21 protein-coding genes and 1 pseudogene are annotated in these 20,781 nt (G+C 31.4%); 4 read left to right on the top strand and 18 right to left on the bottom strand.

The genetic code is table 11. The features are described 5' to 3' along the window. Positions 1-14: 14 nt before the first annotated feature. Complete coding sequence (locus tag ACWCL1_RS04715; RefSeq protein WP_454545762.1) at positions 15-452, bottom strand: MarR family winged helix-turn-helix transcriptional regulator; 438 nt, start codon at positions 450-452, stop codon at positions 15-17. Between the two features lie 152 nt (positions 453-604). On the opposite strand from ACWCL1_RS04715, the gene ACWCL1_RS04710 reads away from it, so the two are divergent. Further along, complete coding sequence (locus tag ACWCL1_RS04710; protein WP_454545761.1) at positions 605-2,317, top strand: NFACT RNA binding domain-containing protein; 1,713 nt, start codon at positions 605-607, stop codon at positions 2,315-2,317. Between the two features lie 44 nt (positions 2,318-2,361). Here the strand turns inward: ACWCL1_RS04710 and ACWCL1_RS04705 are convergent, their stop codons facing one another. The 13 genes from ACWCL1_RS04705 to ACWCL1_RS04645 form a co-directional block, all read right to left on the bottom strand. Further along, the gene (locus ACWCL1_RS04705) at positions 2,362-2,919 is read right to left on the bottom strand and encodes a hypothetical protein (protein WP_454545760.1); all 558 of its coding nucleotides are present in this window, start codon (positions 2,917-2,919) and stop codon (positions 2,362-2,364) included. A gap of 363 nt (positions 2,920-3,282) precedes the next feature. Next, positions 3,283-4,230, bottom strand: a complete 948-nt coding sequence (locus tag ACWCL1_RS04700; RefSeq protein WP_454545759.1) for a DMT family transporter — start codon at positions 4,228-4,230, stop codon at positions 3,283-3,285. A 97-nt stretch (positions 4,231-4,327) separates the two neighbouring features. Next, positions 4,328-5,194, bottom strand: coding sequence for a metallophosphoesterase family protein (locus tag ACWCL1_RS04695; RefSeq protein ID WP_454545758.1), 867 nt, complete (start codon positions 5,192-5,194; stop codon positions 4,328-4,330). Positions 5,195-5,834: 640 nt separating this feature from the next. Further along, positions 5,835-6,389 (bottom strand): YfbR-like 5'-deoxynucleotidase, encoded by a 555-nt coding sequence (locus tag ACWCL1_RS04690; RefSeq protein WP_454545757.1) that lies wholly within the window; start codon positions 6,387-6,389, stop codon positions 5,835-5,837. Between the two features lie 140 nt (positions 6,390-6,529). Next, positions 6,530-7,438: a GTPase Era gene (gene era / locus ACWCL1_RS04685; RefSeq protein ID WP_454545756.1), complete on the bottom strand. Its 909-nt coding sequence runs from the start codon at positions 7,436-7,438 to the stop codon at positions 6,530-6,532. Between the two features lie 12 nt (positions 7,439-7,450). Continuing rightward, positions 7,451-7,846 (bottom strand): diacylglycerol kinase family protein, encoded by a 396-nt coding sequence (locus ACWCL1_RS04680; protein ID WP_454545755.1) that lies wholly within the window; start codon positions 7,844-7,846, stop codon positions 7,451-7,453. Then, the gene (gene ybeY, locus ACWCL1_RS04675) at positions 7,830-8,300 is read right to left on the bottom strand and encodes an rRNA maturation RNase YbeY (RefSeq protein ID WP_454545754.1); all 471 of its coding nucleotides are present in this window, start codon (positions 8,298-8,300) and stop codon (positions 7,830-7,832) included. The genes ACWCL1_RS04680 and ybeY overlap by 17 nt, the downstream gene beginning before the upstream one ends. Before the next feature lie 15 nt (positions 8,301-8,315). Beyond that, positions 8,316-9,284 (bottom strand): PhoH family protein, encoded by a 969-nt coding sequence (locus ACWCL1_RS04670; protein WP_454545878.1) that lies wholly within the window; start codon positions 9,282-9,284, stop codon positions 8,316-8,318. Between the two features lie 122 nt (positions 9,285-9,406). Then, positions 9,407-10,006, bottom strand: a complete 600-nt coding sequence (locus tag ACWCL1_RS04665) for a DUF308 domain-containing protein (RefSeq protein WP_454545753.1) — start codon at positions 10,004-10,006, stop codon at positions 9,407-9,409. Positions 10,007-10,055: 49 nt separating this feature from the next. Next, complete coding sequence (locus ACWCL1_RS04660; protein WP_454545752.1) at positions 10,056-10,619, bottom strand: 5-formyltetrahydrofolate cyclo-ligase; 564 nt, start codon at positions 10,617-10,619, stop codon at positions 10,056-10,058. Continuing rightward, on the bottom strand, positions 10,616-11,932 hold the full coding sequence (locus tag ACWCL1_RS04655) for an APC family permease (RefSeq protein ID WP_454545751.1): 1,317 nt from the start codon (positions 11,930-11,932) through the stop codon (positions 10,616-10,618). Before ACWCL1_RS04655 ends, ACWCL1_RS04660 begins: the two co-directional genes overlap by 4 nt. Positions 11,933-12,013: 81 nt before the next feature. Further along, the gene (locus tag ACWCL1_RS04650) at positions 12,014-13,333 is read right to left on the bottom strand and encodes a threonine/serine ThrE exporter family protein (protein WP_454545750.1); all 1,320 of its coding nucleotides are present in this window, start codon (positions 13,331-13,333) and stop codon (positions 12,014-12,016) included. 62 nt (positions 13,334-13,395) lie between these two features. Further along, entirely contained in the window at positions 13,396-13,818 is a 423-nt protein-coding gene (locus ACWCL1_RS04645; protein ID WP_454545749.1) for an OsmC family protein, read from the bottom strand. Between the two features lie 84 nt (positions 13,819-13,902). On the opposite strand from ACWCL1_RS04645, the gene ACWCL1_RS04640 reads away from it, so the two are divergent. Beyond that, positions 13,903-15,237, top strand: coding sequence for an MATE family efflux transporter (locus ACWCL1_RS04640; protein WP_454545748.1), 1,335 nt, complete (start codon positions 13,903-13,905; stop codon positions 15,235-15,237). A 48-nt stretch (positions 15,238-15,285) separates the two neighbouring features. Here the strand turns inward: ACWCL1_RS04640 and ACWCL1_RS04635 are convergent, their stop codons facing one another. Genes ACWCL1_RS04635 through arcA form a run of 4 tightly spaced genes read right to left on the bottom strand, consistent with a single transcriptional unit; the run spans position 15,286 to position 20,040 of the window. Next, complete coding sequence (locus tag ACWCL1_RS04635) at positions 15,286-16,713, bottom strand: basic amino acid/polyamine antiporter (RefSeq protein ID WP_454545747.1); 1,428 nt, start codon at positions 16,711-16,713, stop codon at positions 15,286-15,288. 58 nt (positions 16,714-16,771) lie between these two features. After that, a complete protein-coding gene (gene arcC / locus ACWCL1_RS04630; protein ID WP_454545746.1) occupies positions 16,772-17,713 on the bottom strand; it encodes a carbamate kinase in 942 nt (313 codons plus the stop codon). A gap of 27 nt (positions 17,714-17,740) precedes the next feature. Then, positions 17,741-18,778, bottom strand: a complete 1,038-nt coding sequence (gene argF, locus ACWCL1_RS04625; RefSeq protein WP_454545745.1) for an ornithine carbamoyltransferase — start codon at positions 18,776-18,778, stop codon at positions 17,741-17,743. A 32-nt stretch (positions 18,779-18,810) separates the two neighbouring features. Continuing rightward, positions 18,811-20,040, bottom strand: coding sequence for an arginine deiminase (gene arcA / locus ACWCL1_RS04620; RefSeq protein ID WP_454545744.1), 1,230 nt, complete (start codon positions 20,038-20,040; stop codon positions 18,811-18,813). A gap of 150 nt (positions 20,041-20,190) precedes the next feature. Between arcA and ACWCL1_RS04615 the strand changes: the two genes are divergently transcribed. After that, entirely contained in the window at positions 20,191-20,421 is a 231-nt protein-coding gene (locus ACWCL1_RS04615; protein ID WP_454545743.1) for a hypothetical protein, read from the top strand. Between the two features lie 193 nt (positions 20,422-20,614). Next, positions 20,615-20,754, top strand: a pseudogene (locus ACWCL1_RS04610) (IS3 family transposase); the annotation flags it as partial. Positions 20,755-20,781 lie beyond the last annotated feature (27 nt).

Raw genomic sequence — 20,781 nt, 5'->3', positions numbered from 1 at the left:
TAATAAAATTTATTTTAATTTAGTTTAACTCTACTCATACTTTGAGTTAGTCGATTAATTAAGATCTTAAGGAAATTTTTTTCTTCATCGCTCCATTGAGCAAATACTTTTTGACCAAACTCATTAAAATCTGTATTCATTTGAGCAAGAACTTTCTTACCTAAATCGCTTAATCGATACTGATAACTTTTTCTTGTACGCACATTAGGTTGATTATTCACCTTTGAGATCAACACATATGCTTTTTGGGTTAATTTTCCTAATTGTCGACTAAGTGTAGAGGTATCTAAACGCATTTCCTCAGACAAAACTTCTTGTGAATCTTTACCAGCGGAGATTCTTTGGAGTAATTGCCATTCAGCAATTGTTAAATCATGTTTTTTAGCTAATTTTTGAATAAACCGCTGATATTCGCGTTGTAAATCAAGCAAATTATCTAATGGCTCTTTCAAAAAGAAGATCACCTCTTTTATATTCTTATTTGCATAATACAACTATACCGCATTTCTTTCAAGTTAACCAATACTATCTATGAAAATTCTTTGCAATTTTTTATTCTCCAATTAAAATAAATATAAAGACTATTAGAAAAGGATGAACCATTATGGCTTTTGACGGAATGTTTACTCATGCAATGATTGCTGAATTAAAGGGTAAGCTATTAAATGGCCGTGTAATGAAAATTTCACAACCATATTCAAATGAAGTAATTATTACTATTCGTGCTAATCGTAAAAACTATCCTTTACTATTATCAGCACACCCTAATTATGCTCGCTTTCAGATCACTAATATTCCATATAAAAATCCACAAACTCCTACTAACTTTACCATGACCTTGCGTAAATACTTGGAAAATGCTCGTTTAGTTGCTATTAATCAATTTGAAAATGATCGTATTGTTTACTTTAGTTTTGAAACCCGAAATGAATTAGGTGATCGATTACCATTACTACTTTCAATTGAAATTATGGGACGATATAGTAATGTAATTTTAATTAACCAACAAAAACAAATTATTATTGATACAATTAAACATATTGGAATGGATCAAAATCGTTATCGTACCCTTTTACCTGGAGCAACTTATCGACTTCCACCTAAACAAAACAAAATTGATCCATTTATAGATCACTCAACGTTAATCGAAGAATTAGTTAATCAATACCCTAATCGCGAAGTTTTAGCTCAAAATATTCAAAAAAAATATCAAGGTTTTAGCAAAAATTCTGCATTACAATTAGCAGATACTCTTCATTTAGATAATTCACAAAATTTTCAAGACCGCTTGCAAGCTTTTTTAAGTAGTGCTAATTGTCCCACTCCAAGTTTAATTTTAACTAATAATAAGCTTGATTTTACTTTTACAAATTATGGTAAAAATGTCACTGATAAAGGTACTGCTTTTAATTCATTAAGTGCCCTTTTAGATGATTATTATGCTGAAAAAGCTACCCGTGATCGCGTACGTCAACAAGGCGCTAAATTATTCCATCTTGTAAATCAAGAGTTAAAAAAGAATCGCATCAAGTTAAAAAAACTTACTTTGGAACTCGAAAATACTAAACATGCTGATGAGTTTAAAGTTAAAGGCGAATTGCTTACAACTTATCTTTATCAAATTAAACGTGGAATGACGGAAATTACCTTACCTAACTATTATGATAATGATGTTCCTACTAAAATATCATTATCTAATCAATTAGGACCTTCTCAAAATGCTCAACGTTATTTTAAAAAATATCAAAAATTAAAAAATGCAATCTCATATATTAAAACTCAAATTGAGTTAACTCAAAATGAAATTAAGTACTTTGAGGAAATTCAATCTCAACTTGAATTAGCATTACCACAAGATTTAAATGACATTCAAATTGAATTAGAAAATGAAGGGTATCTTAAGAAAAAAAATCTAAAGAAAAGAAAACAAAGAACTAAAGTTAACCAACCAGAAATATTTTGGGCAAGTGATGGAACTAAAATTTCAGTTGGAAAAAATAATCTTCAAAATGAAAAACTTACTTTACATACAGCTAGAAAAAATGAATATTGGCTTCATGTCAAAAATGTTCCTGGATCACATGTAATTGTCCATACAGCTGATCCTAGTGAGGAAACTTTAGTTGAAGCTGCTATTTTGGCTGCATATTTTTCTAAATCAAGAGATTCTGCTAATGTTCCAGTAGATTATGTTCAAGTACGGAAAATTCGCAAACCAAATGGTGCTAAACCTGGATTTGTTATTTATGAAGGACAAAAAACACTATACGTTACTCCTAAAAAAGAGATTGTAGAACATTTAAGGAATAAAGTTTAATTCTTATAAATAAAAAAGATTGTGATTGAAAAATCGCAATCTTTTTATTTGCTGTAAATTTGCGGATCAGAATCTTTAAATTTATGTGGTTTAAACTTTTCTGGATGCGCAATTTGATTTTTACTATCTAATAGTTCTTTTTGAATTTCTTTACGCTCACTTGGTTGATATAAAGAGATGATTTTTTGTAACATTTCATTTAAAGCACTTGAATTTAAATGCTTAATTAATTGATCGCTAATTTCAAAATCACGTGTCTTACTATCTATCTCCATTGACACACTACTTTTACCCGAATATGTCGAAAGTGCACGTAAATAAATTACTGCTGTAATATCTTTATATGGAAAACAATTTACACGATGCATTAATTCTTTAATATATATTGCATCTTTCGTGAAAACAAATCCTTCTTTTCCATTTTTAAAAAAGGACGTATCGATTAATGCAATAATTGATTCTCGCCCTTCTTGCGGACAAAATGTACGCCATGCCTTATTTAAAATTTTACGTGGAATATTTGGAACTAAATAAGTAACTGCACCTTGTCTTGAAAGAGCGATTTGTGAAAGTGATGATTCTAAAATATCATATAATTCCATACTGATCGCTCACTCCTCGCTAATGGCTATTTATAAAATTAATATTAGTAAACTACTATTATATTTTAAAAAAATTATTTTAATTTTTTCTACTTATATTGTGAAGAAAAATTAAAGAATTATTATATACTGACTTGGATTAATATTGAGTAGACTAGTAATGATTATCTCCTTACTACTCTTCATTATATCAAGAATGATTACAGGTTTAAAAAGATAGCCCTGAAGTTATCTTAAATAATTTTCTATACATTCTTTACCCATTTACATTTTTATTGTTTTTCACTTCATGTTATAATAATTTTCATTGACCTGCCATGATCAATGATAAAGAGGCTGTAACGATCGTTACAGCCTCTTTATTTATGCATCTATATGATAATTCTCAGCTTTCTCAATATTTTTTCTACCCTTTTGAAGAATATAAACACCAATAATAACTAAGAAAATTCCTAAAACTTCTATCCAATTTATTGCCATACTAAAGCAAATCACACTTAAAATTGAAGTTGTAATTGGTTGAACTGCATCCATAATACTAATTACATCTGATGGAGCATAGTGAGTAGCATAAAGAAGTAATCCAAATGGAATAATTGTTCCTAATAAAATTACGGTTGACATTGATGCTACTAATGTTGGTGTAATTGGAGGAGTATTTACCCAAACTGGTTGGTGTAAATTAAAGAATACTCCTGCAATTAGTGTTCCCCACCCTAAGACTACTAAAGGTGGATTATCTGGATCTTTCACGATATTTCGTGGTAAAACCACATAAAAGGCAGCTGTTAATCCTGAACCTAATCCCCATAATAAAGAACTTGTAGAAATTGATAGTTCAGAAATATCTCCCTTAGTTAAAGATAAAAATACCCCAATTAAAGCAATCGCAAATGCAATGATATCAGATTTGTAAGGCATTTGCCGCTTAAATATAATTGTTCCTAAAACAATAAATAATGGACTTAAATATTGTAAAATCGTAGTAGCAGAAGCATTTCCACCAAACTGAATTGAACGATAAAAAGTATATAAATTAGCCATTAAACCTAATGTAGCATATGCAAAAAGCCATCCAATATTTTTCCAAGATTTAAAAACATGAAACGTCTTTCCGCGATATACAATTAAACTAATAATTAATAAAACCGTTCCGGCTCCTAATGTCCTTGCAGAAAGAAACCATGATTCAGGAATATTTTGATTTTGTGAAATAAATTGTAACACTGTTCCAGATATTCCCCACATCACTGATGCAATTGCAGCAATTATGATTCCTTTTGCAATCTTGCTAGAAGATTTTTTTGCCATTTATTTCCCTCCGTGATTTTAAAATACCGTGAAACATTATAGCATAAAATTAAAATAAAAAATAGATCCCATGTTATTTTTTATAACATATACTGTCTTATTCATAATCTTTTTTCTCTTTAATTGCATGTTTTTCATTATATTCTTTTACTTCTCTTAAATAACCAAATTTTTGATTCATTCTTGAAAGTAAAGGATAGTCATGAGTATGCACTTCACCAGTTTCTAATTGTTTTTGGTAAAGTTGAATATAAGGAATATTAGCTTTTGCAGCTCGCATTAACTCATCTGCATGACTATATTTCACTTTTCGAAAATCAATGCCACTAACACCATTAGAATCAATTGTTAAAATTAAATATTCTGCCCGTAAATCTCGTTGAAATTTTTGATGTTTAAAGAAGGGTTGTCCAACTGATCCTGGATTTAAAACTAATTGTTCATCGCTACTATACCGCATAATTGGATGATGGACATGTGCATAAATTGCCATATCAAGTTCTTTTTCAACAAATAATCGATTAAAACTTTCAGTAGGTAATGTTGGATATAATTGTTGACCAAAATTTATTTCAGGTAAATTATGCGTTAATGCGATTTGAACTCCTTCAACATTGATCTCCACTCGAAGTGGCCATGTTTTAATTTCACCAATTACCTTTGCATCTAGTTTTGTACCTAGGTCTTGTGTTAATTTAGCCATATATACTTTACTAGGCTTCTCTGGAACGATTTTTCCATTAATCCCCTTAATTAAAAGATCATCCCAATTTCCGCGAATATAAAGTTGCGGATTAATCTCTTTAAAAAGTTCCCATAAATCTTGTGCACCTGAACCAGGAGCAAATAAATCTCCCATAAACCATGATTCTGTTATATTATGTGCCTTCATATCATCATAAACTGCTTTAAGAGCAGTATAATTTCCGTGAACATCTGAAAAAATCGCAATTTTATGCTCCATGATGACCCTCTTTTCTTCTAAATTAAATTTATTTTATCTTATCACAAAAAATTAAAAATTCGAAAGTGCCAACTTTGCGCTATAGTTGCAGTAAAGTACTTGTAGATGAAAGGAAATGTTTTTATGAGATCACCTAAAAATCGTTATATATAACCGCAAAGTGTAAGTGAGGCAATGGATATTATTCAAAATTTATTCAATCAATATCGTCATCAACCACTTACTGGAGAGTTGTTAAATTACCATCTTAATTTAACTAAACATCTTTAAACTGACATTTACATTGCCGCACTAAAAGAAAATAATAAACTCCAACTTACAACACTAAAACAAATGATTATGGTCATGCAAGACTGAACTAAAATTAGAACTGCTAACCGTTCTTTTAACTACAAAATGAAAAATTATAAATTAATTCCTGAAAACTCGGTTAAGTTTAAGAAACGTGCTCATCAAATTAAAGGTCAACATAATTATCATTCTGCCCGACATTAAAACATAAAAAAAAGCTTCGTTCCTTTCCTTAGAAGAACGAAGACTTCAGTTGAATTGCTTTCACTCTCCTACTAGAATAAAAGCTTTCTTCATCAACCATCTTTATTATATGAGCATCGTTTATTAAATGCAAAAAATACGCTTTTTATTTTTCTTTTACTAATTTTTGTAAACGCGTTAAATAATTGTCTAAATTATCATAAGTTTGATCAATCACTTTCAAAAGTGTAGGATCTTGATTTCCAAGTGAACGTTCTGTTCTTAAAAATTGAATTAATGCAATAATATCAGCTAATTTAATTATAATTCCAATCAAATCACCTCGTTCTTCGTGTTTACGTAATTCTTCAAACTCATTTCGAATCTCAGGAAAATATTTATTAACTGCAAAATCTTCGGCCTTATCTAACATTTGCTTTAAACCAGGAACTTGATACTTCACATTACTTGGAACATCAGAAGATGAAGATTCAGCAATATCATGAATTAATGCTTGAATTGTAATTTCACCCTTAAGTTCTTCATCTAAGTTTAATTTTTTAGCAATTTTTAATGCATAGTATGCTACGAAAAAGCTATGTTGAGCAATATTTTCTGCTTTAATTGTTGTAATTGTAGATTGACGGTGAACACTATTCATTGACGCAAGTTTTTCATTAATGACATCATCAACAAAACGATTCATTTCTTCTTTTTCCACCTGATCTCTTCCCTTCAAATGTTGATTTTATTTCTTAATTTTCGATGATACACTTTCTTACATCAGAATGCAAGTTTTACTAAAATTAGCCAAAATAAAAAGATCGTAACTCATGTTACAATCTTTTTACTAATATTCAATTATTCATAATCATCTTGTTTATAGCCGAATGCTGCAAGATCTGTTTTTTTATCTTTCCAATTTGGTTGAACTTTTACCCATAATTCTAGGTAAACTTTATCACCTAACATTAACTCAATATCTTTTCTAGCACGCATTCCAATTTCCTTGAGCATTTTACCGCCTTTACCAATAATAATTCCTTTTTGGCTATTACGTTCAACAATAATCGTGGCCTGAACTAAAACTTTTTCATTATCTTCGCGTTTAATTCGATCCACTACAACTGCAACTGAATGCGGAACCTCTTCACGAGTTAATTCAAGTACTTTTTCACGAATTAATTCTCCTGCAATAAATCTTTCAGGATGATCCGTGATTTGATCTGCAGGATAGTATTGAGGGCCTTCTGGTAAATCAGCAATTAAGTTATTAATTAACTCGGGAACATTATTTCCTTGTAATGCAGAAATTGGATAAACTTCTTTATAATTAATCGTATCTTTATAATCGTTAATAATTTCAAATAACTTATCCGGATGAATTTTATCAATTTTATTAATAACTAAGTAAATCGGTTTTTTAACTTTTTTCAACCGTTCAATGATAAAATCGTCACCTTTACCACGTTTTTGAGTCGCATTAACCATAAATAAAATGGCATCAACTTCATTTAACGTTGATAAAGCAGATTGAACCATAAAGTCACCTAATTGACTATGTGGTTTATGAATTCCAGGAGTATCTATAAATACAATTTGAGCATCTTTTTGAGTATAAATTCCTTGAATTTTGTTGCGAGTAGTTTGGGCTTTATTACTCATAATTGCCACTTTTTCTCCTACTACCCGATTTAAAAATGTTGATTTTCCTACATTAGGTCTACCAATAATAGCCACAAAACCAGAATGATAGTTATTTGTTTCCATACTTATTACCTCTTAAAATAATGTTATCACCTTAGGAATAAAAATAATTGCTGCGACAATAATTGCAAAGATTGAAGCAATTAAAACCATCCCTGCAGCAATATCCTTTGCCTTTTTGGCATATTCGTTAGGATGCAAGCCACTTGCTAAATCCGTTAAGTTTTCAATTGAAGTATTTGCAGCCTCAGCTACTAATACAATTGCAGAAGCAACTAATAACCATAGCCACTCCATATTCTTTAAATGGAAAATCAAACCTGCGATTACGACCAAGGAAAGACAAATTAATTCAAAGCGAAAATTTCGCTCTTCTTTGAATACTGTTTTAATTCCTTCACAGGCATGTTTCAATGAATGAATAAATTTTCGATTTTTCCACTCATTAGTAAATTTATCTTTGAAGTCCATAGCCATCCAAAATTTCAGTTTGTAAGCCAAACATTTCTTTTTCATCTTCTATTTTCATGTGGTCGTATCCATTAAGATGCAGGAAACCATGAATCGTTAAAAAACCAAGTTCACGATCAGTTGAGTGACCTAAATATTCAGCTTGTTCTACAACTTTTTCCATCGAAATCATTAAGTCACCTAAATTTTTAGGCATTTCAAAATCCGCTGGCAAAAAGATGTCACTTTCATCTCCATCTTCTTCCATTGCAAAACTAATAACATCAGTTGGTTTATCAATTCCACGATATTTTTTATTGATTTGATGGATATGCTCATTATCCATTAAAGTCACAGACATTTCAGTATTTTCAGGTAAATCTAGATAGTCTGCAGCATATTCTAACACACCTTGTACCAATTTTAATTGATGTTGTGATACTTTTTGTGTTTCATCAATAATTTGTAAATCCATTTAATTCATCCTTAATCATGATTTTTTACTATTAGCATGATCTCCATGCTCATAAGCTTTAATAATCTCTGAAACAACTGGATGGCGTACTACATCAGTTGCATCAAAATGAACAAAGCCAATATGAGGGAGCCCTTGAAGTAATTTCTCAGCATCAACTAAGCCACTTTGTTGATGTCCTTTAGGTAAATCAATTTGTGATTTATCTCCGTTGACAATCATCTTAGAACCAAATCCCAATCGCGTCAAGAACATTTTCATTTGAGCTCGAGTTGTGTTTTGCGCTTCATCTAAAATAACAAAAGCTTTTTCTAACGTTCTTCCACGCATATAAGCCAAAGGAGCAATTTCAATTACTCCTCTTTCAATTAACCGTTCTGTATGTTCTGATCCTAAAATTGCATATAATGCATCATAAATTGGTCTTAAATATGGATCTACCTTTTCCTTTAAATCTCCTGGTAAAAATCCAAGTGATTCTCCAGCTTCTACAGCTGGCCGAGTTAAAATTAAGCGTTCCACTTCTTTTTTCTTCAAAGCTGCAACGGCCATTACAACTGCTAAATATGTTTTACCCGTTCCAGCAGGACCTATTCCAAATGTGAGGTCATTATTTTTGATTGTTTGAATATATTGACGTTGACTAAAGTTTTTAGCACGAATTGGTTTTCCAGTTCGATCTTTAAGCAATGTAGTTGTATATAAATCAGAAAGATAGCTAAGGGTTCCTTTTTCTTCCATCTTAACTGCTGAAATAATATCAGCATCACTTAAACTAATCCCACTTTTCAATAATTCAAGTAATTTTTCAATAATTTTTATAGTTGCTTCAATATTTTGATTGGTACCAACAATTTTAATATTATCGCCAAATGGACGAATTTCTACATTTTTACTCTCCTCTAATAAATGTAAAAAACCATCATTTATCCCAAATAATGCGGGTTCTAAATTAGGTTCAGAAATGTGATAATCTTTTTGCATTATCTTTTCTTCTGTCAACCAACTAACCTCCTATAATCGTCAGTTTATTCTGACCATCTAAACTTATATACATTATTATACAACGTTACTTATACTTTTAGTTAATCATAAGTTTAATTACTCTATTGGACCACATCGACTTTTGGTTGTCCATCTTTAGCAGAATAAATTACTTGATCACTATTAGGTTTCAATAGTTCAACTGTATATCCTGATCCAAGGGCTTTTTGTAGTTGCTTTGATGTATTTAAAATTCCAGTAGTTAAGTCATTATATCCACTTTCTGCTGCTTTTGCTGGATTTTGTAAAACATAGTTAATTGCTTCAACATTTTGTGAATTAGTTGGTGAAATAATGTAAGTCTTTGTTTGATTATTAAATTTCACCGTTCCGACTTTTTGAAAATTTTTCTGCATATCAGTTAAAACATCTTGTTCATTTTTATCTTGCTCAATTCCGGCATCAACCGTTTGTAACCTATTATCAATTATTGAAGATGAACTTGCTTGATTAATATTATCGCTTTGACTTGTTTGTTGTTGGGTTGAATGATAATTGTTATAAATATTAATTCCGCCAATTACACCTACTGCTAAACTTCCAATAATTAAACAAAGTGGTGTAAACCATTTACCATAACGATGTACTGAATTTACTAAATAAAAAATTGCTAATATTAATATAATTACAGCCATTGCAGTAATTGCAATCCAAACAGCCATAAGATTCTCTCCCTTACAATGATATTAATATTAGTAATTATCCCTTAATTTAATGTCTAGTACAAGAAAAATCCGTAATTATTTGATTAATCATAAAATCTGTTTCTTCGTATTCCCATGTACATTTTTCGACAATTTGTTCAGCAAAAGCCAATGAAATCGTTTTTCCTGAAAAAGAACACAAAAAGCGGTCATAATAACCGCCTCCAAATCCAATTCGCTGATGATTATCCAATGCAAATACAATTCCGGGGACAATCATTAATTCAAATTGATTTTGTATTTTCTTTTCAATTCTTTCAGGCTCCCAAATTCCAAAACTACTTTTAATAAAGTGAGTATTTTGATCAATTTTAATAAAATCCATTTTGTGATTAGGCACTACCTTAGGACAATAAATTTCTTTACCCTGTTTCCACATGCACTCAATCAAATGATGAGTATCAATCTCTGGAAAATTACTAATTGTTACCCCAATTGTTTGAGCATTTTGAAATCGAGGATCTTTTATTAATTTTTCTATTATTCTTTTTGTTTTAATTTCTCTTTTTTCAATTGGCAAGTGCTTTAATTTATCTAGAGTATTTCTTCTTAAAAATTCCTTTGATCTCAATTTGTTTTTTGTTCCTTATCTTGAATTCTTTTTTCAATTACTTTATCTACAAAATATAATCCAATTCCAAATGCCAAGGCGATTGCACCAAAAATAATTACCTTTAAGTCTAAGTTAATTAAAATATATATACAAATTAAAATTGAAACTAATGGAACGAAAATTCCTCCCCGTAAATTAAATGAACCTGCAGGAATTACACTTGGATCTTTTCTCTTATCCCATTGTTTTTTAAACATTACAATTGACGTTGAAAGATATTGTACAAGTGAAATAATAATAGTACAAGGAACCAAGAATAAGTAACTTCCACTTAAAATTAGTAACATACATAAACCAGCAGTTAAAATAATTGCAACATATGGTGAGCCATCCTTTGATTTTTTACCAAAGAAACGTGGAAGTAAGCGGTGTTCATTTGCAAGTGAAGATGCAACATATGGAGTACTATATGAAAGCGAAATTGCAACTCCTAATACTGATCCAACCGTCCCAATTGTAATAATAATTTTACCAATATTTCCAAAATGTTTTCCAAAAGCAATTGCTAGTGGTAAACTGCTATGAGCAATTGATGGCCCTAATGTTCCAATTGCAACCACAACTGTTGCAATATAAATCACGGTTACAGAAATAATAACTGCTAGTAATTCTTTAGGCAAATTTTTTCGTGGATTTCTCATTTGTGCAGCTGCAACTGGCAAAAATGCAAAGCCCATATACATGTAAAATGCATTACTAAAAGCATTATTAACGGATCCAAGCGAATAATGTGCTGTTGATACAAAATTAGCCTTATGAATAAACCATACGCCTACTAAAATAAATATTAATAAAACTCCAATTTTTAAAAAAGTTGCAATGTTATCAGCAATACTTGAGACTCGATCACCTAAAAGTCCAATAATTGCAATAATCAAAATAATACTCATTCCTGCAACATCATATATCCATTTAGTAGATAATTGTGGAATAAATAGTTTCATTGAAGTTAGAAATGCCGCTGTTTCTGTTGAAATCGTTGCAACTCCTTGAAACCATGTGAAAAAACCAACTTCAAATCCAGCAAATCTTCCAAACTCTTTATATGCATATAACCAAGCTGCACCATTTTGTTTTGTTTGACTAGATAACGCAGCATAACATAATGCTAAGAACAAAGCAGATACACCAGATAAAAGTAGTAATCCGATAAGCCCATTTCCAGCCTTTGAATATAAACTTCCTGGTAATAGAAAAATAGCAGAACCAACCATCCCGTCGACACCAAGTAAAAATGCAGAAAACGGACTGATCTTTTTATCTTTAGCCATAGCAAGGCCTCCCTGTGAATATAATTCCTCTACTTTTAGTGTATCATTATGACCACAAAATTAAAGTCTTTAAATGACCAATTAATTTGTATGTCTCCATTTTTTATCTGTTATTAATCGTGCAACCATTAAGCCTAATGGTAAAAATAAAGTGATTAAACCTGCTTTTACAAGCCAATTCGTCCCAGTATATAATGACATATTACCTAATTCATATGCTGCACGATACATATATAGTCCTGGAACCATAATTACAATTGAAGGTACTGTAATGGAAATTCGAGGATAACCACATCGTTTTTGAATTAATGATGCCAAAATTCCAGCAATAAATGCTCCTATAAAAGCTGCCAAACTAGCTGGAATTGCGGTTAAATCAATCAATTCTAGTCTTACTGTATTTGCAATTGCTCCTACTATTCCAGCAGTAAATGCCATTTTAGGAGTACTATCAAACATCAATGAAAAACCTACTACTCCAATCAAACTTGCTGGGATTCTTAGTAGTATCCTTTCAAATGAAGTTAAATTCAAAGCCATAAAATTAGCAGGTTTTAAATTAACAACTAGCGCGATTGACCATCCTACAAGAGTGGCTACAATAATAATCATCAATGCATAACTCATTCGCTCTAAACCTGAACGCATGTCACTTTTAGCAAAATCTAAACCACTAGTAATAAACGGAAAACCTGGAATTACAAATAACATCGCGCCAATGTATCCGGCTTCATGTGCGTAAGATAAATTAAAGCAATATTTTAGTAGTCCAAAAATAATAGAATATGAAAAACACGCTATGGCAACACTTGTTGCAATTGTCGCAAGTATAGCGATTCTTTTTTCACTCATTGTTTTTTTAATATAGCTTCCTCCCAAAGCAGCAATAAAGCAGCAAATCATTTCAACTAAGCCACCACCTAGTAAAAAAACAAAAGCACTACAAGCAAAAGCCGTTGCACAAGAAATTACTAATTTAGAATAGTGATTTGAACTTTTCTGAATTCGATCTAATGCTTGATTGATTTGCTTATCAGTCATTTTTTTACCTTGGTTTTGAAATCGTTTAACAAATGCTTCCAGCTCATCAAGTTTTACCATATTTATTCCTGAAGAAGGCAATGCAAGTGCTTGAGTACAACTATGTCCATTCTCATAACATGTAAATTCTAAAGATACCAGTCCAATATCAGCAGAACATTTTACTTTTAAAGTTTTAGCCATAGAATTCATTGACTCACGAACACGCCATGCTTCTGTTCCACAAGATAGCATCATTAATCCGACTCGTCCTATTAAAGTGGTTTTAGTTTGTAAATCTGTATTAATTGCAAGCATTTCATTTTCTGTAAAATCATGCCATGGAATATTCATGTGATGTTGTCCTACTATTTTATTCATATTAAACTTCCTTAAAACTTTTAACTAATTTGTTATTATAGCACAATATCACTTTTATGCTTTTAATAATCCCATTTAATATCAGTTGCATTCTCAATTGTTTCATGAACAGGACAGGCTGTCATACATTTTTGTAAAAATTCTTCTTTCTTTTCACTTGGAATATTTGAATCCATCTCAATTTTTAGTTTCAAATTATAAAATCCATTACGGATATTTGAATTAAAAATACCAGCTAATTCAACATCACCAGTAATAATTATCTTTAATTGTTTAACTTCAAATCCCTCTCTTTTAGCCATTGAACGAATTGTAATGTTTAAACAAGATCCTAAAGCCCCCAATAAATAATCAGTTGGTCTAGGATACTGACCACTTCCACCAGCAGCTTTAGATTCATCACATTTAAAAATCATTTCGCCAGTATCATTCGTTACTTCATATCCATCATTACTTTTTGTTGAAATCATTTTCATTTTTCTCATGTTAATCCCTCATTTCCTTATAGATATTTTCTCAATTTTGTTAAAATGAAGTAAAGAAATATGCTTTAGTTGGGAGAATCATTAATGGATATTGATGCTAAGCTTTCAAAACAATTAAGTCAGTATGTTTTTCGTGGGATTTTAAGTACAGTAGGAGCTTCCATTTACGTTCTTGCTGATAGTTTTTTTGTTGCTAAAAGCATTGGAGTACTTGGAGTAGCTGTGATGAACTTAACCATGCCACTTTTTAATATTATGGAAGGTTTAGGTTTACTTTTAGGTATGGGGGGAGGAACTTTATTTACTATTTATCATATTAAACACCAAGAAAAGGCCCGCAGCTTTTTTACTCAAACATTTATTATTGGATTACTTTTAGGATTATTTTTTACTTTGTGTGGCATTTTCTTTGCTCCATTTATCGCTCATTTACTTGGAGCTGATACCACAACTTTTAGTTACACACTTGAATATGTCCGTATTGTGCTTTTATTTGGCCCTTTTTTTGTTTTTAATAACCTATTACTTAGTTTTGTACGCAATGATAAGGGAACTCAAATTGCGATGATTGCAATGATTATTTCCAGCCTAGCTAACATTTTTTTAGATTGGCTATTAATTTTACAATTTAATTTAGGAATGTTTGGTGCGGGCTTTGCTACTAGTATGTCTCCAATTATTAGCATTGCAATTACTGCAACTCACTTTAGGAAAAAGGACAATCATTTAAAGTTTGTCCACTCTAAAATATCGTCTAAACAAATTTTTAAAGCACTTGCCATTGGTTTGCCTTCATTTCTAACTGAAATGAGTACTGGCGTTGGGATTTTTATTTATAACTGGGTCTTTTTAACTGTTAGTGGCAATGATGCCGTAGCTGCTTATGGAATTGCAGCCAATGTTTTATTAGTAGCACTTGCCTTGTTTACTGGAGTAGCGCAAGGAATTCAACCAATTGTTAGTCATCAATATGCACTTAAAAATTTCAAAAACATCAAATTTAGTCTTCGTTTTGGTTTAATTGTTGCTGAAGTTCTTGGAATTTTATGTTTAATCTTTGTATGTTTCAATCCTAACTTAATCATTAACTTCTTTAATGCCTCTTCTAATACTAATATAGTCCATTTAGCAGAAAATGGGATGAAAATTTTATTAACAAGCTTAATTTTCTCTAGCTTAAATGTTGTTTTTAACATTTTCTTTTCTGCAATTGATAACTCAAAAGTCTCAATTACAATGGTAGTTTTAAGAGGTTACATTTTACCAATTTTGATTATTTTGCCATTAGCTAAATTCATGGGACTTCATGGGGTTTGGATTAGTCTTTTAATTATTGAAATTTGTTCATTTTTAATTGAATTAACTACTTGGGCATTTATGAGACGTAAGTTAAAACAATCCATTTTTACCATTGACTAAAAAAGCTGTGATTTTACAATCACAGCTTTTTAATATATATCAAATTCTCTAGCCATTAATTGAAATTTTTCCAGTAAATAAGAAAATAATTGCTAAAATCGCTAAAGCACATGTAATTACCATTACCACTTTTTCACGACTTGTAATTTTATGTTTACTTTCTTTTGCTGCCATGTAATACAAAATAAATCCTGGCAAGAATGAAACCGTCAATAGCAATAAATCTTGCCAACCTGATAATATGGCAGCACAAAGTTCAAAACCTGCACAAATTAATCCAATGATAAATTGTCCCCATTCTTTGTGTTGGTATGAATATTTAATTTGATAGACACCAACTAACATATAAGAAACTAAAATTGCTGCAGCAGCTAATGTTGATGCAAAGTTATATGCTGATGTTGTAAAAAGCATTGAAAAAAGGAATAATGTTTGCAAAACAGCTGTTACAATTAATGAAAATTGAGGAGCTTTCTTTTTATTTAATTTACCCCAAGATGCTGGCAAGGCATTATCTTGAGCTAATAAACGAGTTGTTTCTGCTGGCAACATTGTCCATGATAACCATGAACCAATTGTTGAAATAATAACTCCAATGTTAATTACCATTGCAGCCCATTTACCAACTGCAATTTCTAAAATACTTCCCATCGCTGGTTGTGATACAGTAGCTAATTCATGTTGACTCATCACACCATATGGAAGAATCGTTGAAAATACATAAATTACTACTAATGAAATAAATCCAATAATGGTTGCTTGACTAGCAGCTTTTTGGGATTTTGCACGACTTGAAAGAACCGAAGCACCTTCAATTCCAATAAATACCCACATAATTGACATCATACTGTTTTTTACTTGGCCAAAAACAGTTCCATTAATTCCGCTTGCTTCTACATTAGCAGCAAAATTTTCCCAAAAATGAGCGGTGAATACGCCAAACTTAAAACTAATTGCAACTAATATAATAAACATAAATAATGGAATTATTTTGCAAATTGTAACGATCGTATTAACAAAATTAGCACTTTCAACCCCATTATTTACAAAGAAAGTTAATACCCATAAAAAGATAATTGCTGCAATAATTGATGCGAGATTTTGGCCGCCTTTAAATACACCAATAAAATTGCCAATCGCTGACATTAAAAAGGTTGCAAAAGCTAAATTTCCAATCCATGCAGAAATCCAGTATGTCCAACCACTCATAAATTCTCCTAAAGGACCACATGCTGCATTAGCATATCCAAATAAACCAGATTCAATATCAGGTCTTTTTTTAGCTAAATTATTAAGTGATAAAACTAATGCCAATACACCAATACCACATACTAACCAAGCAACTAATGCTGGTCCTGGTGCAGTAACTTGTGCTAATTGAGAAGGCAATCCAAAAATTCCAGTCCCAATTGCAGAACTTACAATTAAAGCTGATAAGCCAAATGCATTAATTCCATTTTTATTCTCATTTTCCATTATTATCATCTCCATTAAAATAAAGCGCCAACAATGCTGACGCTTTATTGTTTGATCACTATTTAGTAATAACAGTTCCCGTACCGCCAGCAATTAATTTTTTAACATTATTTAATGAAGTAATAACAGCTTTTTTACCTGTTTTTTCAACAAAATTAATTACTGCACGAACTTTAGGAAGCATGCTTCCTGCGGCAAACTGACCTTCGTTAATGTATTCTTTTAATTCATCAACGGTAACTTCAGTTAAGGCTTTTTGATTTGGTTTATTATAATTTACAAAAACATTATCAACTGCTGTTAAGATGATTAATTCATCTGCATTGATATTTTCAGCCATCTTTGATGCACTAAAATCTTTGTCAATTACCGCTTCAACACCTTGTAAATCTCCATTTTCTTGGCGAACTACTGGAACTCCACCACCGCCGGCAGCAATTGGAATTACATTACTTGCAAGTAAATCTTCAACAATTGGAGCTTCCAAAATTTTAATTGGCTTTGGCGAAGGAACTACTCGACGATATCCTCGTCCAGCATCTTCTTTAAAAACATAATCTGGATGTTCTTTTTGCCGTTCCTTAGCCTCAGCTTCTGAATAGAAAGGTCCAATTGGTTTGCTAGGATTTTCAAAGGCTTCATCTTGACCATTAACCTCAACTTGAGTAACTAAAGTTACAGTACTTTGATTAAGACCTTTTTCTCTTAAAACCTCATCCATACTCTTTTGCATCCAGTATCCAATGCTTCCTTGTGTCATTGCAACTGCTGTATCTAATGGCATTGGAGGATTTTTTTCCGTGCTGCCATTTAGTTGTTGCAATAATAAGTTACCTACTTGTGGACCATTTCCATGAGCAATTACTACTTGGTCCCCATTTTCAATAAAATTCACAAGAGTTTCCATTGTTTTCTTGATTGAACGCATTTGTGATTCTGCCGTTCCATCTTTTGTAACAATAGCATTTCCACCTAGAGCAATTACAAGTCTTTTGCCCATTACAATCTTCCCCTTAAAAATTATATTTTATTCATCAATTTTTACAGTAGGAATATAAAGGTTTCCTAATGTGGCTGCCATAATCGCTTTGATTGAGTGCATTCTGTTTTCTGCTTCAGTAAATTGCCATGCATATTTTGAACGGAAAACTTCATCTGTTACTTCCATGCATGTTAAACCATATTTTTCATGAATTTCTTTACCATATTCAGTATTTGTATCATGGAATGCTGGCAAACAATGCATAAAGATAATATCATCATCTGGTGTACCACTCTTCTTAATCATATCCATATTTACTTGATATGGTTTAAGTAATTTAACACGTTCTTCCCAATCATTTTCACCCATTGATACCCAAACATCTGTGTAAATGATATTTGTATCCTTAACACCTTCATCAATGTTATCAGTAATCAATGGCTTAGCTCCTGATTGTTTAGCAAATTTTTCTGCCATTTCAACAATTTCTTTAGCTGGGTGCAATTCTTTTGGAGCTAAGATGCGAACATTAACACCTAACATTGAGCCTGTAACTAATAAACTATTTGCCATGTTGTTACGACCATCACCAACAAATGTTAGGTTTAAGCCTTTCAAATGACCAAATTTTTCTTTAATAGTCATAAAGTCAGCGATCATTTGAGTTGGATGCCATTCATCTGTTAAACCATTCCAAACAGGAACACCTGCATATTTAGCTAATTCTTCAACATCTTTGTGGGCAAATCCACGGTATTCGATTCCATCGAACATACTTCCCAAAACTTTACCTGTATCTTCGATAGATTCCTTTTTACCTAATTGTAAATCATCTTTTCCCATGAATTCAGCATTTGCACCTAAGTCATGAGCAGCAACAACGAATGATGAACGTGTCCGTGTTGATGTCTTTTCAAATAGTAAGGCAATATTTTTACCTTCTAAGTAATGATGTGGAATATTTCTTTCCTTTAAGTCTTTTAAATGTAACGAAAAATCAATTAAATAGTTGATTTCATCTGGTGTAAAATCTTTGCAAGCTAAGAAACTGCGGCCTTGAAATACGTTTGTAAATTTACTCATTTTAAATTCTTCTCCCTTTCGGCTATTTTAATTTAGATATCTTCACGAACAATTGGCATTGACATACAACGTGGACCACCACGACCACGAGCCAATTCGCTTGAACGCACTTCGTGAACTAAAATGTCATGTTTACGTAACAATTCATTTGAAACATAGTTACGATCATAGGTGACAACTTCACCTGGAGCAATTGCTAATGTATTTGAACCATCATTCCATTGTTCACGTGCAGCAACAACTGGATCACCATTTCCTGTTGGAATTAAGTCTAAATCATCTAATCCCAATGCATTCTTCAATACTTCTTTTAAATCATCATTGTAAATAATTTCTAAATCTCCATCTTTACCTGGATGAAGAGTATAAGTATCAACTTTACCATCAGCTAAAATTGCTGGATGAACTGTAAATTTATCATAATCGATCATTGTAAATACAGTATCCAAATGCATCATGGCATGATTATGTGGAATCTTAATTGCAATTACAGTATCAAAACTTGACTTATGATCTTCAAACAAGTGTTTAGCAATATCTTCAATTGCGTTTGCAGTTGTTCTTTCTGAAATTCCAATTGCAAATACATGATCACTTAATACCAGTTCATCGCCACCTTCAATATGTGAATGATGATTGCGACTACGCCATACATGCAAGCCCTTATTAGCGAAACGTGGATGGTAATTAATAATGTACTCCATAAACATTGATTCACGCTGACGTGCTTTGAAAGTCATTTTATTAATTGATAACCCATCACCAATTGAGGCTGCAGGATCGCGTGTAAAGTATAAGTTAGGCATTGGATCCATATAGAATGGGTATTCAGAATCTTCTGCCATTTCTTGAAGACTCTTGTACGTAAGGTCAATTTCATTCTTACGAATACCAGCCATAATCTTTTCAACCATTTCTAATGTATCAAAAGAAAGTAAATATTCTTTCAAAGCATCATGTAATGGTCCACTAATGTATCCAGATTCTGCAACCATTTGTTCAAGGAATTTATCCTTAACTTCTGGATCTTCAATGGCTTCTGCTGCCAACTTTTCAAGGTACAATACCTCAGTACCAGTTTGACGCAATGTATCAGCAAAATAATCATGCTCTTCTTGCGCAATTGGTAAATATGGAATGTCATCAAAAAGTAGCCGTTCCATTGTGTCAGGTGTGATATTTTCAACCTCATGACCAGGTCGTTTTAAAATAACAGATTTGAGCTTCCCAATTTCTGAAGTGATATGGATTGGACTCACCATAAAATCATCTCCAATTTTTAAATATTCCTTACATATTATTTATAACATTTAATGGTAACGTTTTCAATAGCAGAATTAAAATATTTTCAAAAAAAATATTTAGTATCTTCTTTGCTAATATTAGTGTAAAAAAAATAAAGAGCAATGACATTGATACGCACCCAAAATCTTGGACAAAATAATTCAAGATTTGAGGTGTTTTTTTCAAAAGAAGACAAAATAAATATGTATCAAAAAGGATCAAAAATACAGGAATATTATCCTATTTCAAGACGACATTATATTTACTTAATGAAAATATTAAACCGTTATGACACTACTTGGCTTGATAGACCTCATCATAAGCGGAAAAAAGAAGAAAAATTAGACGACATTCATTAGACGTGTTCTAATTGAACATGAATCAATCATCAAAGTATCTTTGATCTGGGGGTATCTTCAACTGAAATGTTAGCTAATTGGATTAACGATTATCAAGAAAATGCTTATAATATAATTAATAAACCAATAGGAAGCCCGAGGAAAAAGACCATTACAAAAAATATCTAAAGATGAGGAAAACAAAAAACTTAAGGATGTTACTGAATTTAAATTGCGTTATGGAAAAAAAAGGTTTACTTATCACCAATTCTAGATGGATGTAATGAAGAAATTATTGCCTATGATGTTTCAACTTCTCCAACACTACATCAAACCTTTAATATGTTAAATAAACTTAATTAATATGGATCATTAGATGAA

The organism is Ligilactobacillus sp. LYQ135, from assembly GCF_053711055.1.
The sequence above is the reverse complement of the archived record's forward strand: the minus strand, read 5'-3'. Positions and strand labels throughout refer to the sequence as shown.

Bases quoted from the DNA above. Each gene is read 5' to 3' on its own strand.
- ACWCL1_RS04710 (WP_454545761.1), top strand. From the start codon at position 605: ATGGCTTTTGACGGAATGTTTACTCATGCAATGATTGCTGAATTAAAG.
- ACWCL1_RS04705 (WP_454545760.1), bottom strand. From the start codon at position 2,919: ATGGAATTATATGATATTTTAGAATCATCACTTTCACAAATCGCTCTT.
- ACWCL1_RS04700 (WP_454545759.1), bottom strand. From the start codon at position 4,230: ATGGCAAAAAAATCTTCTAGCAAGATTGCAAAAGGAATCATAATTGCT.
- ACWCL1_RS04695 (WP_454545758.1), bottom strand. From the start codon at position 5,194: ATGGAGCATAAAATTGCGATTTTTTCAGATGTTCACGGAAATTATACT.
- era (WP_454545756.1), bottom strand. From the start codon at position 7,438: ATGGAAACAAATAACTATCATTCTGGTTTTGTGGCTATTATTGGTAGA.
- ACWCL1_RS04680 (WP_454545755.1), bottom strand. From the start codon at position 7,846: ATGGACTTCAAAGATAAATTTACTAATGAGTGGAAAAATCGAAAATTT.
- ybeY (WP_454545754.1), bottom strand. From the start codon at position 8,300: ATGGATTTACAAATTATTGATGAAACACAAAAAGTATCACAACATCAA.
- ACWCL1_RS04670 (WP_454545878.1), bottom strand. From the start codon at position 9,284: ATGCAAAAAGATTATCACATTTCTGAACCTAATTTAGAACCCGCATTA.
- ACWCL1_RS04665 (WP_454545753.1), bottom strand. From the start codon at position 10,006: ATGGCTGTTTGGATTGCAATTACTGCAATGGCTGTAATTATATTAATA.
- ACWCL1_RS04655 (WP_454545751.1), bottom strand. From the start codon at position 11,932: ATGGCTAAAGATAAAAAGATCAGTCCGTTTTCTGCATTTTTACTTGGT.
- ACWCL1_RS04650 (WP_454545750.1), bottom strand. From the start codon at position 13,333: ATGAATAAAATAGTAGGACAACATCACATGAATATTCCATGGCATGAT.
- ACWCL1_RS04645 (WP_454545749.1), bottom strand. From the start codon at position 13,818: ATGAGAAAAATGAAAATGATTTCAACAAAAAGTAATGATGGATATGAA.
- ACWCL1_RS04640 (WP_454545748.1), top strand. From the start codon at position 13,903: ATGGATATTGATGCTAAGCTTTCAAAACAATTAAGTCAGTATGTTTTT.
- ACWCL1_RS04635 (WP_454545747.1), bottom strand. From the start codon at position 16,713: ATGGAAAATGAGAATAAAAATGGAATTAATGCATTTGGCTTATCAGCT.
- arcC (WP_454545746.1), bottom strand. From the start codon at position 17,713: ATGGGCAAAAGACTTGTAATTGCTCTAGGTGGAAATGCTATTGTTACA.
- argF (WP_454545745.1), bottom strand. From the start codon at position 18,778: ATGAGTAAATTTACAAACGTATTTCAAGGCCGCAGTTTCTTAGCTTGC.
- arcA (WP_454545744.1), bottom strand. From the start codon at position 20,040: ATGGTGAGTCCAATCCATATCACTTCAGAAATTGGGAAGCTCAAATCT.